A 15,597-nucleotide genomic window follows, 5' to 3' on the forward strand; every position below is an offset into this window, starting at 1 on the left:
ACGCCTACGGGCGGGATCCCGGGTGGGGATCCCGCCCGTAGGCGGTGCCTGTGGAGGGCGTGGGTCAGCCCTTGAGGCGCGCCATCCAGGCCTCGACCTCGACCGAGGTGCGGGGCAGGCCGGCGGACAGGTTCCGGTTGCCGTCCTCGGTGACGAGGATGTCGTCCTCGATCCGGACGCCGATGCCCCGGTACTCCTCCGGCACGGTCAGGTCGTCGGCCTGGAAGTACAGACCGGGCTCGACCGTCAGGCACATGCCGGGCTCCAGGGTGCCGTCGACGTACGCCTCGGTGCGCGCGGCGGCGCAGTCGTGGACGTCCATGCCGAGCATGTGGCCGGTGCCGTGCAGCGTCCAGCGGCGCTGGAGGCCGAGCTCCAGGACCCGCTCGACCGGGCCTTCGAGCAGACCCCACTCGACGAGCTTCTCGGCGAGCACGTGCTGCGCGGCGTCGTGGAAGTCGCGGAACTTCGCGCCCGGGCGGACGGCGGCGATGCCGGCTTCCTGGGACTCGTAGACCGCGTCGTAGATCTTGCGCTGGATGTCCGTGTACGTGCCGTTGATCGGCAGCGTGCGCGTGACGTCGGCGGTGTAGAGGGAGTGCGTCTCCACGCCGGCGTCGAGCAGCAGCAGGTCGCCCGAGCGGACGGCGCCGTCGTTGCGGACCCAGTGCAGGGTGCAGGCGTGCGGGCCGGCGGCGCAGATGGAGCCGTAGCCGACGTCGTTGCCCTCGACGCGGGCGCGCAGGAAGAAGGTGCCCTCGATGTAGCGCTCGGACGTGGCCTCGGCCTTGTCCAGGACCTTCACGACGTCCTCGAAGCCGCGGACGGTGGAGTCGACGGCCTTCTGCAGCTCGCCGACCTCGAAGGCGTCCTTCACGGCGCGGGCCTCGGAGAGGTACACGCGCAGTTCCTCGTCGCGCTCGGCCGTGACCTTGTCCGTCAGGGCCTTCTCGATGACGTGGTCGTGGCCGCGGACGCCGCGCACCGGGCCCTCGGCCTCGGCCAGCTCGTCCGCGAGCTTGCGGACGTCCCGGGCGGGGATGCCCAGCAGCTGCTCGGCCTCGGTCAGCGAGTGGCGGCGGCCGACCCACAGCTCGCCCTGGCCGGAGAGCCAGAACTCGCCGTTCTCCCGCTCGGAGCGGGGCAGCAGGTAGATCGTGGCGGTGTGCCCGCCGTCGCCCGAGGGCTCCAGGACCAGGACGCCGTTCTCGGTCTGGTCACCGGTGAGGTACGCGTACTCGGTCGACGCGCGGAAGGGGTACTCCGTGTCGTTCGAGCGGGTCTTCAGCCGGCCCGCCGGGATCACCAGGCGCTCACCGGGGAAGCGCGCGGACAGCGCGGCGCGGCGGTCGGCCGTGTGGCCGGCCTGGGCGATGGGCTCCAGCCCGTGCAGTTCGGTGTCGGCCCAGCCGGTGCGCATGCTCTCGGCGAGTTCCTCGCTGACGCCCGGGTACAGCCCGTTCTTGCGCTGCTTGTGCTTCTTCTGGGGCTGCTCTTCTTCCGGGGTCTCCGGGTTGAGCTCGTCAGCCACGTCATCTCCTCAGCTGCTACGACATGCGGTCACCGGGTGCGGACCTCATCCATCGTATGTGCGAGGGGAAGGAGTCCGGCATGACATGTGACAAACCAGTCATACCGGGCGGTGGCGGGCCGGTCGTCGCGCGACGGGAAGCCGCGCACCCAGGCCGAAGCGCACCCAGGCCGAAGCGCACCCAGGCCGAAGCGCACCCAGGCCGAAGCGCGCCCAGGCCGAAGCGCGCCCAGGCCGAAGCGCGTCTCGGCCGTCGCGCCTCAGTCGAAGCGCGCCGCCAGCAGGACGACGTCCTCGGCCGGGTCCGCCGAGGGATCGGCCGGATCCGCGTCCGGCAGGACCGTGCGCAGGATGTGGTCGCACAGGGCGGCCGGGTCCTCGCGGGCGCCGCGGGGAACCCCGGCGGCGGCGGCGTGCAGCCGGGCGTAGGCCCGGTCCATCGTGTCGCCGGTACGACGCAGCAGCCCGTCCGTGTAGAGCAGCACCGTTTCTCCGGCCGCGGGCTCGATCTCCACGCTCGGGGCCTCCCAGCAGGCGAGCATCCCCAGCGGCGCGGAGAGGGAGGTCTCCACGTACTCGGTGCGCCGCTCGCCGATGAGCAGGGGCGGAGTGTGTCCGGCGCCGGCCAGGATGATCTTCCGGGCGGCGGGTTCGCAGTAGGCGAAGAGGGCGGTCGCCGAGCGCGCGGGCTCGGTCAGCCGCATCAGCAGCTCCAGGTCGGACAGGACCGCGACGGGGTCCTCCCCCTCCATGACCGCGTACGCGCGCAGCGAGGCCCGAAGCCGGCCCATCGCGGCGACGGCGCTCGGCCCGGACCCGGTGACGGAGCCCACGGCCAGCCCCATGGCCCCCTCGGGCAGGGGCAGCGCGTCGTACCAGTCGCCGCCGCCGCGCGGCCCGGTGTGGTGCCGGGCCGCGAGCCGCACCCCGGGGATCCGGGGCAGCCGGCTGGGCAGCAGTTCCTCGGCGACGGTGGCGAGGCGGGTGCGGGAACGATCCACCTCCAGCATCCGCGCCAGGTGCTCGGCGGCGTGCCGGGCGTAGAGGCCGACCAGGTCGCGCTGGCGTTCGTTCGGCTCGGCCTGCTCGTCGTAGAGCCACACGGCCGCGCCCAGCCGACCGGTGGCGTCGGCGGTGAGCGGCAGCGCGTAGCTGGCGGCGTAGCCGAGGCGGGCCGCGACCTCGCGGTGGCGGGGGTCGACGGGGGTCTCGTGCCCGGCGGCGCCGGACGGCGCGGCGTGCGCGTCCGGGTCGGGGAGCACCTCGGAGCCGCCGTGGGCGTCCGGGAGGCCGTCGAGGATGCGGCCGTAGGAGGTGGCGCTGCGCGGCACCGTCTCGATGTGACCGAGGTCCGCGCGGCCGAGGCCGAGGCCGATGGTGGTGCTGGGGCCGAGACCGTCGGAGGGTTCCAGGACCACGAGTCCCCGGCGGGCGCCGACGAGCGCGGCTCCGGCGCGCAGGAACTCGCTGAGGGATGACTCCAGGTCTTCGGAGCGGGTGAGGCGCTCGGTGAGTTCGTGGAGGGTGGTGAGGTCGGAGACCATGCCCGCGAGCCGGTCCTGGATGACGCTGCTCGCGGCGGCCGGGGAGGCCTGGGCCGGGGTGGTGCGCGGGGCGGTGGGAGCGGCCGTGGCCGCCGGTGTGGGCGCGTTAGTGTGCGCTGACGCTGTAACTGCTGGATCGATTCCAGCCACTTTCGGCAGATGCGGCGCGCTCATGGCGTCCGCCTTTCCACCTGGTGCGATTCGCCATATAGCATCGCAAACCCCCAGATCGTGCTGCGCCGCCATCAATGGATCCACATCTACACGCAGACGAGGAGCGATGTCCAGCATTGCCCAGGCGGGAATCCTGGTGTCCGTGGGACGGCGACTCACTGTCCAGCCAGGGGTAAAACTTGGCCGGAAAAAGCGGCAGTCGGACGGTTTTTGCGATCGACTGGACGGGCCTCGTGGGGGGTCCGGGTACGTAATCGTTGGTACCCGGGGCCAGTTGAGAGCTCCCGGAACCTTCGGGAACCACCCGGCGCGGGTCGTCGTCCTTAGCGGCGGCAGCCGGTTCCGATGGCGGCACCCGAACCGGTGCGGGCCACCCGGACCGCTCGCGCCGGGCCCTCGCGGGACGTGTGATGGACCTTGGATGAACCTGTAAGAAACCTGCACGAACTGCACGAACCGTGTGAACCTGCTTCAAGCGGACAGTGACGCGAAACGTGTACGTGTGGTGCAACACGGCTTACATGGTGTGATGTGGCCCTTCGGCGTTCAACGGAAAGGAACGAGCGCTCATGCGCGAGATCCTCGGAAGGCGTCTCCAGCGGCTCCGCGATCGCTTGAACCACCCGCGCTCCGTCTCCCGCGCGGTGTCCGACTCCGTATCCCGCCTGATGTCCGGGGTCGTCCCGGGACGCGTCCCGGTCGCGGACGCCCCGCTCCCCTCCCTTCTCGACGGCGCGTTGACCTGCGCGACCGCCTGGGGATGGCCCGTACTGCCGGGCGTGGGCCGGGCCGGGTCGGACAGCACGCGCTGCGCCTGTCCCGATCCGGACTGCGTGGTCCCGGGAGCCCACCCCTTCGACCCCGGTCTGCTCGCCGCCACGACGGACGCCCGGATGGTGTCCTGGTGGTGGGCGAGGCGGCCCTCGGCCCCCGTCCTGCTGGCCACCGGTGGCGCCGCGCCGTGCGCGGTGAGCCTGCCGGCGGGTGCCGCCGCCCGTGCCGTCGCACGGCTGGACGCGCAGGGCGCGCGCCTCGGCCCGATCGTGGCGACGCCCACGCGCTGGTCGCTGCTCGTGGCGCCGTACTCGTTGGAACGGCTCGGCGAACTCCTCTACGCCAAGGACCACGTGCCCTCCTCGGTGCGCTTCCACGGCGAGGGCGGCTACCTGCTCCTGCCCCCCTCCCAGGCGTCCGGCGGCGGGCAGGTCCGCTGGGAGCGGGAACCGGGCACCGGCCCCGGGGGGCTCTGGCTGCCCGAGGTCGGCTCGGTCGTGGACGCGCTCGTGGAGGCAGGCAGCGGTGCCCCCGGCGGCGGCAGCCGGCTCGCCTACTGAGCGACCGCCCGCCGAGCATCCGTCGAGTGGGCGTCCGTCGAGTGAACGTCCGGGAGGCAGCGGGGGATCCCGACGGCCGGCGCATCACTCGTACGGGTGCCCGCGGGGCGGGTTTCCAGGGGAATTGGGCGCGGGCATCTCCGCGCCCCATTCCCGCGTCGCTATCTTCGGCGAATGAATCTCCGCCTGATCGGTATCGGCGCCGGTGTGTTGATCATCTTGTCGCTCCCCCTGGCCGGAGCGATCGCCGGGCCGGATTTCGTCGGTCAGGACGACGGGAAACGCGGGGGGTTGCTCTCCTCCCTCGGCCTTACGGAGTCCTCCTCCGGTACGCCGGAAGGCGCGTCGGGCGGGGCGGCGCGTTCGGCTCCGTCAGCCGCCGCGCGACCCGGGCCGCAGCGGCAGCCGCGTACGGAGTCCAGGTGCGGACCCGAACTCACCTCGCCCCACGGGCTGGAGGCGCAGACCTGCGTCCTGGAGAGCGAGGGGCGGACGTGGGGCCGCACCTACTACCGCAACACGAGCGGTCAAGCCCTGGACGCGGTGTTGACGGTCATGGGCCCGGCCGGCCGCACGGTGCAGATCGGCTGCGTCGTGGACGCGGGCGACGAACCGGGGCTGTGCGAGACGCCGCGGGCGGATTCGGCGGGGAAGCGGAACGACTACTCGGCCATTGCGGAATTTGCCGTTCCGGATGATGAGGGGCGACTGCTCCTGAGGTCCGGGAGCAACTCACCGGCACCCACCGACGGTTGAGGACCGAAGGAAATGGAAGGGCCCGGTCGCTGGCGACGGGGGATGCACCAGCGACCGGGCTACAAGAACGGTAACAAGAGATCGCCTGTTCGCAAATTCGATCTCTGATATTCAGACATCGATTTGCAGGCGATTAGCGGGAGTTGTGACTCGGGTCACCGACTCCGCGCGCTCCGGTGACGTCAGCTGAGGGTCACCTGACGGTTGGTGAGGCCGCCGCGCGCCCGGCGCTCTTCCGTGGTCAGCGGGGCGTCGGTGGCCAGGGCCGCGGCCAGCCGCTCGGCGAGTTCGGCGGCCGGCTTCTCCACGTCCTCGGCGGAGACGCCGGTGGGGAGGTCCCAGACCGGAACGACCAGGCCGTGGGCGCGGAAGGAGCCGACGAGCTTCGTGCCCTCGCCGAGGGAGGAGGTGCCCGCCGCGTGCAGCCGCGCGAGGGCGTCGAGCAGCTTCTCCTCGGGGTGCGGCATGACCCAGCGCAGGTGGTTCTTGTCCGGCGTCTCGCACCAGTAGGCCGAGTCCACGCCCGTCAGCTTCACGGTCGGGATGGCCGCCGCGTTCGCGCGCTCCAGCGAAGCGGCGATCTCCGGCGAGGCGTTCTGCGCGCTTTCCGCTTCCGGAATCCAGAATTCGAACCCGCTGTGCACAACCGGCTCGAAAACGCCGTCCAGGTCGAGGAGATCCTGAAGTCGCGGACCCTCGGCCGGAACGCGACGGGCCGCGACCGGGGTGCCCGGCTCGGCGACGAGCGCGCGCTCCAGGGTGTCGGCCATGTCGCGGGCGAGGTCCCCGGTGGTGGACTCGTTCTGGAGGCCGAGCAGGACGGAGCCGTCCTCGCGGCGCAGGGCCGGCCACGCCATCGGCAGGACGGTCACGAGGGTGACGGACGGAACGCCCTCGGGCAGGCCGCCCTTGAGGGTCAGCGGGATGGTGGCCGCGGGGACGAGCTCGCGCAGCGCGACCCAGTCGCACTCGCCGGGCAGGCCCTCGAAGGGGCGGCGGACGTGCTCGGTGACGGCGTGGGCGGCGGCCGCGCCGTGACAGGCCTTGTAGCGGCGCCCGGATCCGCAGGGGCAGGGCTCGCGAGCGCCGACGACGGGGATCTCCCCGTTGGTGAGCTGCGGCTTCGCGGTCTTCGCGGCGGGGCGCTTCTTGGCCATCTTGGGTGTCTCCCGGTTGCGGCGGTACGGCGGTGTCTCAGGGCGCGAGCCTAGCCGTTCGTACCGCCGGAACCGGTGGGGTGCGGCCGGGAGCGCGGTCGGCGTGCGCTCCCGGACGGCCGCCCGTACGGAGGGACGGTGGTGCCCGTGGGGTTCCGCGTCGCGGAACCGGTCACAGCTCCAGGTCTTCGAAGGCCGATACGAGGTCGATGGCGGGGGGAGCGACGCGCGTAGCGAAATCGTCGTGACGGGTCCCGCGGGCGACTATCACCCATACGGTGACCTCGCCCGAAGCCCCGTCCCGTACGCCCCAGTCCTGGGCCAGGGCGCTGATGATGTTGAGCCCCCGACCGCCGTGCGCGGTGACCGACGGCGTGGCCGGAACCGGGCGCGTCGGGCCGCCGCCGTCCGTGACCTCGACGGTGAGGCGCCCCGCCATGTCGACGCACCACGCGGCGCGGATCTCCCCGTCCCCGACCTCGCGCGCGCCGAGCGGCCTGCCGTGTCGACACGCGTTGCTGAGCAGTTCGGAAAGGATCAGAACGGCATCGTCCACGACCGATTCGGACAGTCCGCTGACGCGCAGTTGTTCGCGCATCCGGTGCCTCGCCTCGCCCACGCCCGCAGGACCATGGCGTACGTCCATGCACGACGACGTGGGCACTTCCTGTGCCATCATCAATGCCACCCCCGGAACCTCCTTAGCCCCACGCCATGGTCTGGATGCCCCGTTGGCCTGGACCGGAAACCGCCGTCCGGGGCCCCTCTGACGCATTCATGACCATCGAACGCGGAGCGGATGCGCCGGAGCACACCCCGTTACGGACGGTGCGGGTGTGACGGGTGGGCAAATCCGGACGTCAGCGCCCCAGTTGTGACAGAACCTGACGGGGTCTGTTCGTGATGATCGCTTCCACACCCAGATCAGCGCACAGCTGAACGTCTTCCGGATCGTTCACGGTCCATACGTGTACGGAGTGCCCCGCGGCCTGGAGCTTGCGGATGAACCCCGGGTGGTTGCGGACGATGCGCATGCCCGGCCCCGCGATCCGCACCCCGGCGGGCAGCCGGCCGTCACGCATCCGGGGCGAGATGAACTGCATCAGGTACACGGTCGGGATCGTCGGGGCGGCCGAGCGGACGCGGTGCAGGGAGCGGGCCGAGAAGCTCATGACCCGGACGGGGTGCGGGCCCTCGACGGGCGGGGCGTCCAGCCCGAAGCGCTTGAGGAGGAAGAGGAGGCGCTCCTCCACCTGTCCGGCCCAGCGGGTGGGGTGCTTCGTCTCGATCGCGAGCTGTACGGGGCGTCCGGCGTCGGACACCAGTTCCAGCAGCCGCTCCAGGGTGAGCACGGAGGTGCGCTCGGGGTCCGCGTCCCAGTCGGGGGACTCCTCGCGGTCCTTCCAGGAGCCGAAGTCGAGGGCGGCGAGGTCGGCCAGCTCCAGCGCGGAGACGGCGCCGCGGCCGTTCGACGTGCGGTTCACCCGGCGGTCGTGCACCAGGACGAGATGGCCGTCCGCGGTCAGGCGGACATCGCATTCGAGCGCGTCGGCGCCGTCCTCGATGGCCTTCCGGTAGGCGGCGAGGGTGTGCTCGGGGGCATCCTCCGAGGCGCCCCGGTGGGCGACGACCTGGATCTGGCGCGGCAGTGCGTGGGTCACCCGGTCATGGTGCCATCGAGGGGGCTTCCCGCGTCGGGGGGAGTCTTGAGGATGCGCCTGAAATGTCGGAGATAAAGGATGGGGGGAGACGCACAGGTCCGGCTTACAGTGCTCTGACGGGACATGGGAAAAGCTGTGACCTGGAACTTGTACGGCGCGTCGAACGTTTAGTCGGGCCGGCGTCGGATCGAGGAGGTTCGCCGCCGCCAGGTTTTCAGCACCAGTGTCCGGCCGTGTAAGTCGTAGAAGTCGTGTGTGACGAGGAGAGAGCGCTGTGAGCACCGAGAACGAGGGCACCCCGGCCCCGATGCCCCCGGCGGCCCCGTCCGTACCCCCCGCGCCGGCGGCCGCGCCCACCCCCGGCCCCGCCGCCCCCGCCGCAGAGCCGGCCGCGGAGGCTCCCCCGGCCCATCCGGCCCCGGTCACCCCGCCCACCCCGCCCGCTCCGGTGGACGCCCCGACCGCGCGGCAGGCTCCGGTGCCCGGCGCCGAGGCCACCCAGCAGCTCCCGCCGACCCCGGCGGGCCCCCCGCACCCGGACCACGTCGCCCACCCGGACCACGCCCAGGGCCACGCTCAGGCCCCGGCCTACGGTCAGCCGCCCGTCTACGGTCAGCCCCCCGCCCACGGGCAGCCGCCGGTCACGCCCCCGCAGCAGCCGCCCGCCACGGCGGCGTACGGCGCCGAGGGCTGGCCGCCGCCCCCGCCGACCGTGCCCGCGTACGGTCAGGACGGCCACGGCGGCCACGGCGGCGCGGGCTGGGGCGCGGCGTTCCCCGCCGACGGCACCCCGCCTGCCAAGCCGAAGGGCCGGGGCGGCCTGATCGCGAGCGTCCTCGTGGCGGCCCTCCTCGCCGGAGGCATCGGCGGAGGGGTCGGCTACTGGGCGGCCCAGCGCACCGACAACGGCTCCGGCTCGACCACGATCAGCGCGGCCAACACCCCGAAGGACCTCAAGCGCGACGCCGGCTCGATCGCGGGCCTCGCCTCCTCCGCGCTGCCCAGCGTCGTGACCATCGAGGCCTCCGCGGGTGACGGCGAGGGCGGCACCGGCACCGGCTTCGTCTACGACCAGCAGGGCCACATCCTCACGAACAACCACGTGGTCGCCTCCGCCGCGAACGGCGGCAAGCTCTCCGCGACCTTCTCCGACGGCAAGAAGTACGAGGCCGAGGTGATCGGCCGCGCCCAGGGCTACGACGTGGCCGTGCTCAAGCTGAAGAACCCGCCGGCGGGCCTCAAGCCCCTGGCGCTCGGCGACTCCGACAAGGTCGCGGTCGGCGACCCGACCATCGCGATCGGCGCCCCCTTCGGCCTGTCCAACACCGTCACCACCGGCATCGTCAGTGCCAAGAACCGCCCGGTGGCCTCCGGGGACGGCTCCGGCGGCAAGAACTCGTACATGAGCGCCCTCCAGACGGACGCCTCGATCAACCCGGGCAACTCCGGCGGTCCGCTCCTCGACGGCCGCGGCGCGGTCATCGGCATCAACTCGGCCATCCAGTCCGCGGGCAACGGCGGGTTCGGCGGCGGGCAGGCCGGCTCGATCGGCCTCGGATTCGCCATCCCGATCAACCAGGCGAAGAACGTCGCCGAGTCCCTGATCAAGACGGGCAAGCCCGTCTACCCGGTGATCTCCGTCTCCGTCGACCTCCAGTCGAAGGTCGACGGCGCCAAGATCTCCGAGCAGGGCGCGGCCGCCAACGACCTGGTCGACCCCAACGGTCCGGCCGGCAAGGCGGGCCTCAAGCCCGGCGACGTCATCACGGAGTTCGGCGGCAGGTCCGTCGACAGCGGCCCGACGCTGATCAGCCTGATCTGGACGTACAAGCCCGGCGACACGGTGAAGCTGACCTTCCTGCGGGACGGCAAGCCCAACACGGTCGACATCACGCTCGGCTCGCGCGTCGGCGACAAGTAGCCCGGACGGCAAGTAGCCCGGGCACCGGACCCTCGACGGTGGCTTGATGGGAGGGGCCGTGGGCGCGATTGCGCTTACGGCCCCTCCCAACATCTGCTTATGCTTCGGTCGTGTTCGATTCACGGCACATACGGACATTCCATGAAGTGGTCGCCGCGGGGTCCTACACGGCGGCCGCTCGCGTCCTGGGCTACACCCAGCCCGCCGTCACCCAGCAGATGAAGGCGCTCGAACGCGCCGTCGGCACCCCGCTGTTCACGCGCGTGGGCCGCAAGATGAAGCTCACCGAGGCCGGTGAGTCCCTGGCCCGGCACGCCGAGTCCATCCTCGGCAGCCTGTCGGCCGCGGAGGCCCAGCTCAAGGCGTACGCCCGGTTGCGCACCGGGAGGGTCCGCGTGTGCGGGTTCCCCAGCGCCAACGTCTCGCTCGTCCCCGAGGCCCTCAGCAGGCTCGCCAAGGACCATCCCGGGATACAGGTCGAGCTGCTGGAGGGGGAGCCTCCGGAGTCCCTGCACCGGCTGCGGCGGGGCGAGTGCGACATCACCCTCGCCTTCACCTATCCCGGCCTGCTCGAGGACGTTCCCGAGGACGTCGCCGAGGTCAGGCTGTTGGAGGACCAGCTGACGGTGCTCCTGCCGACCGGCCACCCGCTGGCACGGCGCCGGGCCGTGCACCTCGCCGACCTCGCCGAGGAGCGGTGGATCGCCGGCTGCCCGCGGTGCCGGGCGAACCTGCTGCACGAGTGCGCCGAACTGGGCTTCGTACCCGACATCCGGTTCGCCACCGACGACAACCTCGTCGTGCAGAGCATGGTGGCGCAGGGCCTGGGCGTCGCGATGATGCCCGCGCTGGTGTTGCCCTCGCTCTCCCTCACCCGGGTCTGCGGACGGGCGCTCCAACCGGCCCCCCGCCGCCACATCGCCGCGTACGTCTACCGCGACCATCTGCGGATCCCGGCGACGGCCGTGGTGCTCGACGAGCTGAAGCGGGTGGCGGCCAACCGCGTCGGCTGCTGACGCCGGCGCCGCTCCACCGGGTCCCGATCCATAAGCGCCGCTTGGGATTTCAGGGCAGAACTGTCGTTGGACGTGATGGAACGTCCGGCGGACGCTGCAAGACATGACCACCACCACGCCGGCCCGTACGACCACGAGGATGGCCGCCCTCGTCGATGAGATCCGCAGCGTCGTGGACCGGGGTCTCGCCCCCGACCTGACGGCCTACCTCGTCGGGGAGCGCCTCGCCCCGCACCTGGGAGCCGAGGATCTGCTCACTCCCGAACAGCGTGAGGGGCATCTCGACCGCTACCGCCAACACATCCTGCACTCCGAGGCGGACGGAAGCTTCTCCGTGGTTGCTCTGGTGTGGCTGCCCGGCCAGGAGACCTCCATCCACGACCACGTCTCCTGGTGCGTGGCCGGCGTGCACGAGGGGACGGAGAGCGAGATCCGCTACCGGCTCGCCCCCGCCGTCGCCCCGGAGTCCACGGCCCGGCTGGTGGCCACCGAGGAGGTCGTCAACGCGCAGGGCGAGGTCTGCGGGTTCGCCCCGCCCGGAGACATCCACAAGGTCCGCAACTCCTGTCGTACGACGGCGATATCCCTGCACGTCTACGGAGCCGACGTGGCCCGCCTGGGCAGCAGCGTGCGCCGCGTCTACCCGGAACCGACCGGCTGATGGCCCTCCTCAACCGCACCACGCCCAAACCCCCGCGTCCGTCGGTCCGTCGGGCCGTTTCACGTGAAACATCACCCCGAAAGGCCTCTGCGCGGCCCGGGTTGGCCTTCGCGGTCCTGGGAGCGCTCCTGGCGTGGTGCGTCCACCTGCTGATCCCCGCGGTGCCGATGCTGACGGCCTCGGTGGTCCTCGGCATCACCGCGGCGCACGTCCCCGGTCTACGTCTCTTCGTGCGGGGCGCCGCCCGCCCCGGCCTGTCGCTGGCGGGCCGCAGGCTCATGCGGATCGGCATCGTGCTGCTCGGCCTCGGCCTCGGCCTGGACCAGGTGGTCCGGCTGGGCTGGGCCACGGTTGTGATGGTGGGCGCGGTGGTCGCCGCGACCTTCTTCGGCACGATCTGGCTCGGCCGTCGTCTCGGACTGCCGGGCGATCAACCGCTGTTGATCGCCACGGGGTACTCGATCTGCGGGGCCTCGGCCATCGGCGCGGTCAGCGAGGTGTCGGGCAGCGACGAGGAGGACGTGGCCTCCTCGGTGGCGCTGGTCACCCTCTGCGGCACCCTGGCCATCGCGGTCCTCCCGCTCCTCCAGGGCCCGTTGGGCCTCTCGGACCTGGCCTTCGGGCGCTGGGTCGGCGCGAGCGTCCACGACGTCGGCCAGGTGGTGGCCACGGCGCAGACCGCCGGACCCGGCGCGCTCGGCGAGGCGGTGCTCGTCAAGCTGATGCGGGTGGCGATGCTGGCCCCGCTGGTGGCGGCGGTCGCCTTCGCGCTGCGGGACCGGCGGCGCGGTCTGCGGACGGTCTCGGGCAGGCGCCCCGCGCCGGTGCCGCTGTTCGTCGCCGGGTTCCTCGCGGCGGCGGCGCTGCGGGCCACGGGGATCCTGCCGCCGGCGGCGCTGGAGTGGGCGCACACGGCGCAGGAGGGCCTGCTGGCGGCGGCCCTGTTCGGCCTGGGGAGCGCGGTGCACCTGCCGACGCTGGCCCGTACCGGTGGGCGGGCCGCCGTGCTGGGGCTCGGGTCCTGGGTGGTGGTGGCCGGGGTGGCGTACCTCGGCGTCCTGCTCACCGTATGACGTTTCGCAGCAGGGCGAGTTGGCCATTTCCTGGCCGGAACCGACCGAACGTCCGGACCGCCCCTGACATCTCGTGACCCCCGTGCGACCCTGCCCCCGCAAGCGAACGGCCGATCCGCACCGACAGCTCTTCACCCCCACCCTGCTCGGGCCCGACCGGTCCGGGCACGGCAGAAGGAGTCTGCGTGAATCGTCATCGCACGGCGTCCGTCCTCCTCGCCGCAGGAGCCCTCGTCGCGGGGGCCCTGACGGCGGCCTCCCCCTCCGCGGCCTCGCCCTCGGGGGCCTCCGCGCCGCCCGCCTCCTTCCGGCCCTCGCAGACCCCGGGCTTCTGGACGGCGGAGCGGATGCGCCAGGCGACCCCGCTCGACATCACGGGCGCCCCCACGGGCGCCCGGCAGGCGCCCTCACCCGCCGACCGACCCACGCTGGTGGCTCCGACGCCGGCCTCCGCCCCGACTTCGGCCCAGGCCTCGCCCACGGCGTTCCCGCAGGCCGGCGGCGCCTGGACGGGTGGCGGAGCGGTGGTGAAGACCTCGGGCCGGGTCTTCTTCACGATGGGCGACCGGACGGCCTCCTGTTCCGGTGACTCCGTCACGAGCGCCAACGGCAGCACCGTCATCACGGCCGGGCACTGCGTGAAGTACCAGGGCGCCTGGCACACCAACTGGGTGTTCGTGCCGGCCTACGACAACGGCAACGCGCCCTACGGCCAGTGGTCGGCGACCAAGACCTTCGCCACCGACCAGTGGGCCGCGAGCGAGGACATGAACATGGACGTCGGCCTGGCCGTGGTCGCCCCGCTGGGCGGACAGAAGCTGAGCCAGGTCGTCGGGGCCCAGGGCCTCCTCTTCAACGGCGGCTACAACAAGAAGATGTACTCCTTCGGCTTCCCCGCGGCGGCGCCCTACGACGGCAAGAAGCTCGTCTACTGCAGCGGCAACAGCGGCAAGGACTTCCTGCTGACCAAGGACCACAGCCTGGGCTGCAACATGACCGGCGGTTCCAGCGGCGGCCCCTGGTTCCAGGACTTCAACGAGGCGACGGGCCTGGGCACGCAGGTGTCGGTGAACAGCTTCGGCTACAACTTCCTCCCGAACCGCATGTTCGGCCCCTACTTCGGCAACGAGGCCAAGGCGGCCTACGACAAGGCCCAGACCTCCTGAGCGGCCACACCCCCGGCGTCACGGGAAACACCCACCGCACCGGCCTCCACATCCCGGTACTCTGTACCGGCCAGGTGGGTTGCCCGAGCGGCCTAAGGGAACGGTCTTGAAAACCGTCGTGGCGCGAGTCACCGTGGGTTCAAATCCCACACCCACCGCACCAGGTCGGCGAACGCGCCGGCCGGAAGGGGCGCCCCGGATTGCGGGGCGCCCCTTCCGCATGTCACCCGCCTTCATCCGCGCACGGCCGGGCCGCACAAGGGTGGCGCCGGGCAGGTATACGGCGGAGATCCAGGGGTCTCCGGTGGGGATTCGAGGGGCCGCTGCGCCTTCCGGGTGGTGTTTGTCGGAAGATCGGCGCGCGTCGCGGAGGCCGTCCGGTTGCGACCACATCATGGCGAATGTATTCAGATCCGCCCGTCGGAACATCGCGAAATGAGGCGTTCGTCATGACCTACCGCAGCACCGTCACCTCGATCTGGACCTCCGTCCTCGCGGCCCTCGTCGCGCTCCTGGCGGCCCTCGGCCTCGCTGCCAAGCCGGCCCCGGTCGCCGCCGCCGCGGTGGCCGCCCCCTCGGCGCCGGCGGTGCGTCGGCCCGTCGCCGTGGCGCGGCGGACCTGGCGGGCGATGATGCGGGGAGGTTCCCTCCCGCCCACCATCAAGCAGCGGATCCGTGCCGAGGCGCACGGCAAGAGCCCTTCCGTCCGACGCTCGACCACCGCCGCGGCACTGGCTTCCGACCGGGTGGACACGGCTGTGGAGCAGGCGCGGGTGGCACTCGCCGCGTAGGGGGCGGTCGGGCAGGAACGTACGACCACAGGCGCTGGAGCCCGACCGTTCCCGGTCGTGGATCGCGCCGTACGGTGCCCCCGGGAGTGGGGCACAGGGGGATCGCTCCGGCGGACGCCAGGGGCGCACGGGGGGCGTGAGGCTTGGTATCGCAGGGCCGCGGGCCCGGGAGACGGTGGGGTTCCCGGACGGTGCGGCCCGCTTTGGCATGTCCGGGGCCGGTGGGTTTGGAGGAACGCTTCCTCCCTTGCCCGGCACGGATCTCGGCCTGTTCGGGGGTGTTGAGCGGGGGCGTCGTGGACGTGAATGGGGTTTATCCGATGTTGGTCATGCTTGCGGGGGAATAGCAGGCCGTGGGCTGGTTCGCCGGGGATTCGGTGGGCAACTCTGGTGTCGCGACGTCGTCAGCAACACGAACCGGCACCACGCAAGCGACCAGGGCGGTCGGCCAACCGCTCCGGAAAACACCCCACTTCGGTCTCATGGAGGATCAAGACATGGCAAGCATCCGTACCGCCCGCGTCATCGCCGCCGTCGCCGCTCTCCCCCTCGCCGTCGCCCTCTTCGGCGGAGTGGCCACGGCCGACAACGGCGCCCTGGCGAACGACGGATCGAATGCGAGCGTGGCCGGCATCGTCGGCAGCGGCGTCGGCGGCAACAACAGCGGGAACTCCTCCACCTCCCAGCAGGTGGCCACCGGCTCGGGCGCGTCCAACCAGAACAACACCGCGCAGGTCAACGGCTCGGCCTACACGGCGATCCAGCAGTCCAACACGAACGTCGCCGTCAACTTCCACCCCTGGTGGTAGCCG

Annotated in this window: 14 protein-coding genes and 1 tRNA gene; 10 read left to right on the plus strand and 5 right to left on the minus strand. The window is 72.1% G+C overall.

Annotated elements, in window-relative coordinates; genetic code table 11:
• Positions 1 to 64: 64 nt before the first annotated feature.
• Together ACZ6ZI_RS10370 and ACZ6ZI_RS10375 are read right to left on the minus strand one after the other, a co-directional pair.
• Positions 65 to 1,531 carry an aminopeptidase P family protein gene (locus tag ACZ6ZI_RS10370; RefSeq protein WP_469518463.1) on the minus strand — a complete coding sequence of 489 codons (1,467 nt, stop codon included), beginning with the start codon at positions 1,529 to 1,531 and terminating at the stop codon, positions 65 to 67.
• Between the two features lie 260 nt (positions 1,532 to 1,791).
• Positions 1,792 to 3,366 carry a PP2C family protein-serine/threonine phosphatase gene (locus ACZ6ZI_RS10375; protein ID WP_469518465.1) on the minus strand — a complete coding sequence of 525 codons (1,575 nt, stop codon included), beginning with the start codon at positions 3,364 to 3,366 and terminating at the stop codon, positions 1,792 to 1,794.
• A gap of 452 nt (positions 3,367 to 3,818) precedes the next feature.
• Between ACZ6ZI_RS10375 and ACZ6ZI_RS10380 the strand changes: the two genes are divergently transcribed.
• Positions 3,819 to 4,583 carry a bifunctional DNA primase/polymerase gene (locus ACZ6ZI_RS10380; RefSeq protein ID WP_469518467.1) on the plus strand — a complete coding sequence of 255 codons (765 nt, stop codon included), beginning with the start codon at positions 3,819 to 3,821 and terminating at the stop codon, positions 4,581 to 4,583.
• A 174-nt stretch (positions 4,584 to 4,757) separates the two neighbouring features.
• On the plus strand, positions 4,758 to 5,339 hold the full coding sequence (locus ACZ6ZI_RS10385) for a hypothetical protein (protein ID WP_469518470.1): 582 nt from the start codon (positions 4,758 to 4,760) through the stop codon (positions 5,337 to 5,339).
• A gap of 182 nt (positions 5,340 to 5,521) precedes the next feature.
• Here ACZ6ZI_RS10385 and ACZ6ZI_RS10390 read toward each other — a convergent pair whose 3' ends face one another.
• From ACZ6ZI_RS10390 to ACZ6ZI_RS10400, 3 genes are all read right to left on the minus strand, one after another.
• Complete coding sequence (locus ACZ6ZI_RS10390; RefSeq protein ID WP_469518472.1) at positions 5,522 to 6,496, minus strand: DUF5926 family protein; 975 nt, start codon at positions 6,494 to 6,496, stop codon at positions 5,522 to 5,524.
• Between the two features lie 172 nt (positions 6,497 to 6,668).
• Entirely contained in the window at positions 6,669 to 7,271 is a 603-nt protein-coding gene (locus tag ACZ6ZI_RS10395; protein ID WP_469518474.1) for an ATP-binding protein, read from the minus strand.
• Positions 7,272 to 7,356: 85 nt separating this feature from the next.
• Entirely contained in the window at positions 7,357 to 8,157 is an 801-nt protein-coding gene (locus tag ACZ6ZI_RS10400; protein WP_363053460.1) for a glycerophosphodiester phosphodiesterase, read from the minus strand.
• A gap of 307 nt (positions 8,158 to 8,464) precedes the next feature.
• Between ACZ6ZI_RS10400 and ACZ6ZI_RS10405 the strand changes: the two genes are divergently transcribed.
• The 8 genes from ACZ6ZI_RS10405 (at position 8,465) to ACZ6ZI_RS10440 (ending at position 15,594) form a co-directional block, all read left to right on the plus strand.
• Positions 8,465 to 10,078, plus strand: a complete 1,614-nt coding sequence (locus tag ACZ6ZI_RS10405; RefSeq protein ID WP_469518672.1) for a S1C family serine protease — start codon at positions 8,465 to 8,467, stop codon at positions 10,076 to 10,078.
• 110 nt (positions 10,079 to 10,188) lie between these two features.
• Positions 10,189 to 11,094 (plus strand): LysR family transcriptional regulator, encoded by a 906-nt coding sequence (locus tag ACZ6ZI_RS10410; RefSeq protein WP_469518477.1) that lies wholly within the window; start codon positions 10,189 to 10,191, stop codon positions 11,092 to 11,094.
• Positions 11,095 to 11,197: 103 nt separating this feature from the next.
• Positions 11,198 to 11,755: a cysteine dioxygenase family protein gene (locus ACZ6ZI_RS10415; protein WP_469518479.1), complete on the plus strand. Its 558-nt coding sequence runs from the start codon at positions 11,198 to 11,200 to the stop codon at positions 11,753 to 11,755.
• The gene (locus tag ACZ6ZI_RS10420; RefSeq protein WP_469518481.1) at positions 11,755 to 12,828 is read left to right on the plus strand and encodes a YeiH family protein; all 1,074 of its coding nucleotides are present in this window, start codon (positions 11,755 to 11,757) and stop codon (positions 12,826 to 12,828) included. The genes ACZ6ZI_RS10415 and ACZ6ZI_RS10420 overlap by 1 nt, the downstream gene beginning before the upstream one ends.
• A gap of 185 nt (positions 12,829 to 13,013) precedes the next feature.
• Positions 13,014 to 13,994 carry a trypsin-like serine peptidase gene (locus ACZ6ZI_RS10425; RefSeq protein WP_469518483.1) on the plus strand — a complete coding sequence of 327 codons (981 nt, stop codon included), beginning with the start codon at positions 13,014 to 13,016 and terminating at the stop codon, positions 13,992 to 13,994.
• Between the two features lie 73 nt (positions 13,995 to 14,067).
• Positions 14,068 to 14,152, plus strand: a tRNA-Ser gene (locus tag ACZ6ZI_RS10430).
• Between the two features lie 291 nt (positions 14,153 to 14,443).
• Entirely contained in the window at positions 14,444 to 14,785 is a 342-nt protein-coding gene (locus tag ACZ6ZI_RS10435; RefSeq protein ID WP_469518485.1) for a DUF6344 domain-containing protein, read from the plus strand.
• A 497-nt stretch (positions 14,786 to 15,282) separates the two neighbouring features.
• Complete coding sequence (locus ACZ6ZI_RS10440) at positions 15,283 to 15,594, plus strand: hypothetical protein (protein ID WP_469518487.1); 312 nt, start codon at positions 15,283 to 15,285, stop codon at positions 15,592 to 15,594.
• The last annotated feature ends 3 nt before the right edge of the window (positions 15,595 to 15,597 follow it).

It is taken from the genome of Streptomyces sp. NPDC103540, assembly GCF_055584445.1.

Bases quoted from the DNA above. Each gene is read 5' to 3' on its own strand.
- ACZ6ZI_RS10375 (WP_469518465.1), bottom strand. From the start codon at position 3,366: ATGCTGGACATCGCTCCTCGTCTGCGTGTAGATGTGGATCCATTGATG.
- ACZ6ZI_RS10380 (WP_469518467.1), top strand. From the start codon at position 3,819: ATGCGCGAGATCCTCGGAAGGCGTCTCCAGCGGCTCCGCGATCGCTTG.
- ACZ6ZI_RS10385 (WP_469518470.1), top strand. From the start codon at position 4,758: ATGAATCTCCGCCTGATCGGTATCGGCGCCGGTGTGTTGATCATCTTG.
- ACZ6ZI_RS10390 (WP_469518472.1), bottom strand. From the start codon at position 6,496: ATGGCCAAGAAGCGCCCCGCCGCGAAGACCGCGAAGCCGCAGCTCACC.
- ACZ6ZI_RS10395 (WP_469518474.1), bottom strand. From the start codon at position 7,271: ATGCGTCAGAGGGGCCCCGGACGGCGGTTTCCGGTCCAGGCCAACGGG.
- ACZ6ZI_RS10405 (WP_469518672.1), top strand. From the start codon at position 8,465: ATGCCCCCGGCGGCCCCGTCCGTACCCCCCGCGCCGGCGGCCGCGCCC.
- ACZ6ZI_RS10415 (WP_469518479.1), top strand. From the start codon at position 11,198: ATGACCACCACCACGCCGGCCCGTACGACCACGAGGATGGCCGCCCTC.
- ACZ6ZI_RS10420 (WP_469518481.1), top strand. From the start codon at position 11,755: ATGGCCCTCCTCAACCGCACCACGCCCAAACCCCCGCGTCCGTCGGTC.
- ACZ6ZI_RS10435 (WP_469518485.1), top strand. From the start codon at position 14,444: ATGACCTACCGCAGCACCGTCACCTCGATCTGGACCTCCGTCCTCGCG.
- ACZ6ZI_RS10440 (WP_469518487.1), top strand. From the start codon at position 15,283: ATGGCAAGCATCCGTACCGCCCGCGTCATCGCCGCCGTCGCCGCTCTC.